Origin of the sequence: Flavobacterium anhuiense, assembly GCF_900101855.1 — a bacterium.
Classification (GTDB): Bacteria; Bacteroidota; Bacteroidia; order Flavobacteriales; family Flavobacteriaceae; genus Flavobacterium; species Flavobacterium anhuiense.
This window is the reverse complement of sequence record NZ_FMVC01000002.1, coordinates 766,694-771,571: the sequence shown is the minus strand read 5'-3', so window position 1 is coordinate 771,571 and position 4,878 is coordinate 766,694. Positions and strand designations below refer to the sequence as shown.

Below are 4,878 nucleotides of genomic sequence, written 5' to 3'. Positions count from 1 at the left end.
CGCAGATGGTACTGCAGTCATGTGGGAGAGTATGTCGTCGCCTTTCTTTTGTAAAACCCCGTTTCTAAACGAAACGGGGTTTTCTGTTTTATGGCAATTTTTGGAAATTCCGCAATGCTGCTTCCCTAAAACTTTTTCCCAAACAGATGCGTCAGGGATGGAAACGGCTCCTTTTAAGGGATGTGAGAGCTTCTTATCCCTTCATTCGCAAAAGATCCAAGGGACAACACAACCCAAAGGGAAACGCTATGTTTTTTTAAATGCTTTAAATTAGTACTTTATGTTTTTTAGGAAATTAAAATTTGTGACTATCTACATCATTAATAAACTGAATTACGCCAGTCATAAATACTTTTTGATCGTCCCACATTGCCAAATGACTTCCGTTTGGACAGTATAAATAACGTCCTTTTTTAACTAATTTGCTCTGTTCTTCCATTGCTTTTGGATCCATAGTATCATATTTTGCTCCAATCATTAAAGTTGGAATAGTGATTTCATGCAGTCTGTTTTTAATATCCCATTTAGCCAGACGCCCACTAATACCAAATTCACTTGGTCCTTGCATGAGTGTATATATTTCAGAATTAACATGTTTACTTGCACGATTTAATCCGTCTGGCCATTCTTTTAAACGACATAAATGCTCTTGATAGAAATTTGGAATCAATAATTCCATATATCTTGGATTGCTGAAATCTTTTTTAGCTTCTAAGTCTCTAATTTCTTTTAGAACTTCTGGTTTCATTTGTTTTGCCAGAACCTCATCGGCATATTTACCATATTCTGGAGCACTTGCCATCATATTAGCAACTAGCAATCCTTTCATATTTTGTTGATATTTCAATGCATATTCCATTGCTAATATTCCGCCCCAAGAATTTCCCAATGCATAAAAATTGTCCTTATCAGCATTAATGGCTTTTCGAACTTGCTCTACCTCATCTACAAATCGGTCAATTGTCCATAAACTGCTGTCTTTTGGCTGATCACTATAGTATGATCCTAGTTGATCATATTCGTAAAACTCAAATCCTTCACGCTGGAAGAATGTCTCAAAGCATTCCATATATTCATGCGTCATTGCTGGGCCTCCGTGCAGCAGTAAAACTTTAATTTTTGGATTATTGCCAAAACGTTTTGTCCAAACTTTAAATTCTCCAACGGGTGTTTTTATTGGTATCATTTTTACCCCTGCGGTTTCTACTTTTTCTTTCTCATATGTAAAATAGTCTGATAAGATATTAGTATTGTTTTCATTTTTACAAGATGTTAAAAGCAAAAGAGAGGAAAGAGCAATGATACTACGCATGATTTTAGTTTTTAATGGTTTAGACTAATTTACAAATTAAATTTCGCAGTGTACTTTTTGATTGTATTATTTTATGTGGAATTTAAAAATCACTATTTATAGTGATGTGAGAGAATTAGCGAGATTATAGTTTTGCGCTTTAAATAGTATTTGCAAATTATAATACCTCAGCATGGTCGAATTTAAGATTTTAACTAAAAAAACAAATTTAATTTTACTGCTTATCATTTCTTTTTCTTTTGTAACAGTTTATGCGCAGGAAAAAGATTTTACTAAGTCAGATTCAAATATTGTTATGCTTATTAATGATAACAATATGAAGTCAGTAAGTAGAAAAATAAAAGCTGTCACCAAATTTACTTCTAAAATAGCCAAATCTGCTGCTGATACAGAACCTCCCATATTGATTTGTCCTCCAAATCAGAAATTGACTTGTGGGATGCTTGTTCCGAGTTATTTCGATCTGTTAACTGTAAATGATAATCTTGATACTGAAATAGATGTAACTCAATATCCTGGAGAAGGTTCTTTTTTTTATGATGGAATGGAAATTCAATTTACGGCTAAAGATGATGTAGGAAACACAAGCAGTTGCAGCATTATTGTTACTTCTGTTAATCTAGATGTAGCTCCTCCAACATTTACTTGTCCGACAAATATTAAATTAAATTGTGGCGATGCTATACCAAATTATGCAATAAGTCCCATTATGAATCTCAAGGATGATTGCAGTATTAATTTAAAATATAAAATGACTCCCGCAGCAGGAACCATTTTTTATGGTAATCCAACTCCTATTGAAATAGAGTATTCTGATAAAACGGGGAATAAATCATATTGTAATTTTACCATTACTTCTAATCCAGATGTTATAAAACCAGTTATTTCAAACTGTCCAGGAGTTCAGTTTTTGTCATGTGGATCAGTTCTTCCAGATTATAAAACCTGGGTGACAGTTAGTGATAATTGCGATGGAATTCTAACTATATCTCAAACGCCATCTCCAGGAACTGCTTTTACACCTGGAATGACAGTTACTCTTATGGTAAAAGATGCTTCAAATAACACTTCTGCTTGCAGTTTCGTAATTAATGCTTCAGCCGATACTGTAAAACCTGTTATAACTAATTGCCCTAGTAATCAAACTTTAGCAATTGGGGATGCTATTCCTGATTACTTGGGCTTAATACATGTAACAGATAATTGTGACACTAATCCGATAGTAACGCAAGTGCCGATACCGGGAACTATTTTTACTTCAGGAACGAATGTAGTTATTTCAGCAAAAGATGCATCAGGAAATATATCAGTATGTAATTTTTACATAAATCCCTTGGGGGGAGATTTACCCCCAATCTTAAGCTGTCCTTCAGGAATGGAATTGTACAAAAATTCAACGTTACCAAACTATATATCCTATTTAACTGCTTTAAGTGATGACCTTACAGATAATTTTGATCTCATTTTTACGCAAACTCCACCTCAGGGAACACTTTTTACAGCAGATACAAATGTTACCATTACAGCTAAAGACGCATCAGGAAACATTAATTTCTGCACATTTTTAGTAAAATTAAAGACTGTTAAGCAGGATATTGACTGTAAAACAACTTCTATAAATGTGAATAATCTTTATGGTGATAATGGATTCTCTATTTATGGCGAAATTTTAGCCAGAGAAGCTGGGTTTAGTGTTAATAACGCCGGAGATGTAAATGGTGATGGAATAAAAGATTTAATTATTGGAGCTCCTGGAAATTATAATCCATGGTATGGAGCTTCAAAAATTTATAAGATAATACCAGGTGCTGCTTATGTAATATTTGGCAAAGCTTCGGGATTTGCACCAAATATTGATTTAGGCTTACTGGATGGTACGAATGGTTTTGCGATACGAAATGACATTTCGTCTTCTAATTTTCCTTTAACAGGATACGATGTCAGCAGTGCGGGAGATATAAATGGCGATGGAATTGGAGATTTTATGGTAAGTGATCCATACAGACATTCGTCCTACGGTCCAGAAGCTGGGCATACCTATATTATATTTGGGAAAAAAAGCGGTTTTCCTGCCGAAATAAAACTTTCGTCGCTAAATGGTTCTAATGGTTTTACTCTCATAGGCAATGAAAATTATGCAGCTACAGGATCAAGTATAGATCTTATAGGAGATATTAATTCTGATGGTTTTCAGGATATTGCAGTTATTACTTCAGGTTCGGGAGCAGTGAATGGCAAGTGTTTTGTTGTGTACGGCAGAGCAGGAGGATTTCCGGCAATATTGAGAACTTTTGAACTTAACGGAACAAATGGATTTACAATTGAAGGAGATGCTTCTACGGGAAAATTGGGTCGGTCGGTTTCTGGTTTGGGAGATGTCAATGGAGATGGGATTGTAGATATTGCTTTAGGCTCTTATAACGGATCAGATCAAAAACGTAAGTATGTTGTTTTTGGACGCTCCAATAACTTTCCAGCAAATTTTAATATTTCAGCTTTAAATGGAACAAACGGATTTATAATTGAAAACTCAGAAACTGCTTTGGATTCTTATAATGGAATTGAAAAAGCAGGAGATTTAAATAACGATGGCATTAATGATATTGCTATTACAGGACAGTATGTTTTGTTTGGGAAAACTGTTTTTCCTGTTCTAGTAGATTTAAAAAATCTTGACGGTACTAATGGCTTTAAAATAAACGGTGTAAGTGCTGGTAATAGTTTTGGTTACGCTGGAGATTTTAATGGCGATACTATTGATGACTTATTTGTGCATGATCCTGGAACTACTTATATCTTTTTTGGAAAGAAGATTTGGACAGCTACTGTAAGTCCAAGTACCGATAAGAATTTTAGAATTATGTCTGATTATCTTTACGAGTATAGTGTAAATTATGCAGGAGACGTTAATAATGATGGTGTCAGTGATATTATAATTGGTAATCCTTACAATTCCTATGGTTCAAATTTGAAAGTAAATTATAATCCAGGAAAAGCTTTTGTTGTTTTTGGAAAAAAAGTAACCGATACTCAGAAACCAGTTATAGCCAATTGTCCTTCTAATGAAGTTGTTTCAACTGGATTTCCTATTCCAGATTATAAAAATGTTATAACCGTTACAGATAATTGTGATTCAAATCCGACTGTAACGCAAGTTCCAGCGCCATGGACAATTTTTGATGGCGTCACCAAAGATGTCACGTTGACCGTTACAGATAAAAGTGGAAATTTTGAGATTTGTACTTTTAAAATTTCAAATGATGCTGATACCGAAGCGCCTGTTTTAACTTGTCCTTCAGATCAGTTGCTCAATTGTAAAAGTTTAGTTCCAAATTATTTGAATTTGGTTACAGTTTCTGATAATAAAGACACAGCACCCATACTAACACAAGATCCAATTGCAGGAACTGCTTTTACAGACGGAATGGTCATCACAATTACGGCAAAAGATGTTTCCAATAATAGTTCCACTTGCAGTTTTAAAGTTAACACTTCCGCAGATGTGACAGCGCCAGTAATTGCGTGCATAGGAGATCAGATTTTATCATGCGGAGCAATAATTCCAG

General features: G+C 34.5%; 3 protein-coding genes. 2 read left to right on the top strand and 1 reads right to left on the bottom strand.

The window, feature by feature from the left end; all coding sequences use genetic code 11:
* A partial coding sequence (locus BLP44_RS23040) for a hypothetical protein (RefSeq protein ID WP_211516877.1) occupies window positions 1-274 on the top strand: 274 nt, incomplete at its 5' end.
* 21 nt (window positions 275-295) lie between these two features.
* On the opposite strand, the gene BLP44_RS07910 is transcribed toward BLP44_RS23040, so the two are convergent.
* Window positions 296-1,312, bottom strand: a complete 1,017-nt coding sequence (locus BLP44_RS07910) for a proline-specific peptidase family protein (protein WP_091131324.1) — start codon at window positions 1,310-1,312, stop codon at window positions 296-298.
* Window positions 1,313-1,628: 316 nt separating this feature from the next.
* Between BLP44_RS07910 and BLP44_RS07905 the strand changes: the two genes are divergently transcribed.
* Window positions 1,629-4,878 (top strand): HYR domain-containing protein (locus BLP44_RS07905; RefSeq protein WP_244511699.1); only part of this gene is annotated, 3,250 nt, incomplete at its 3' end.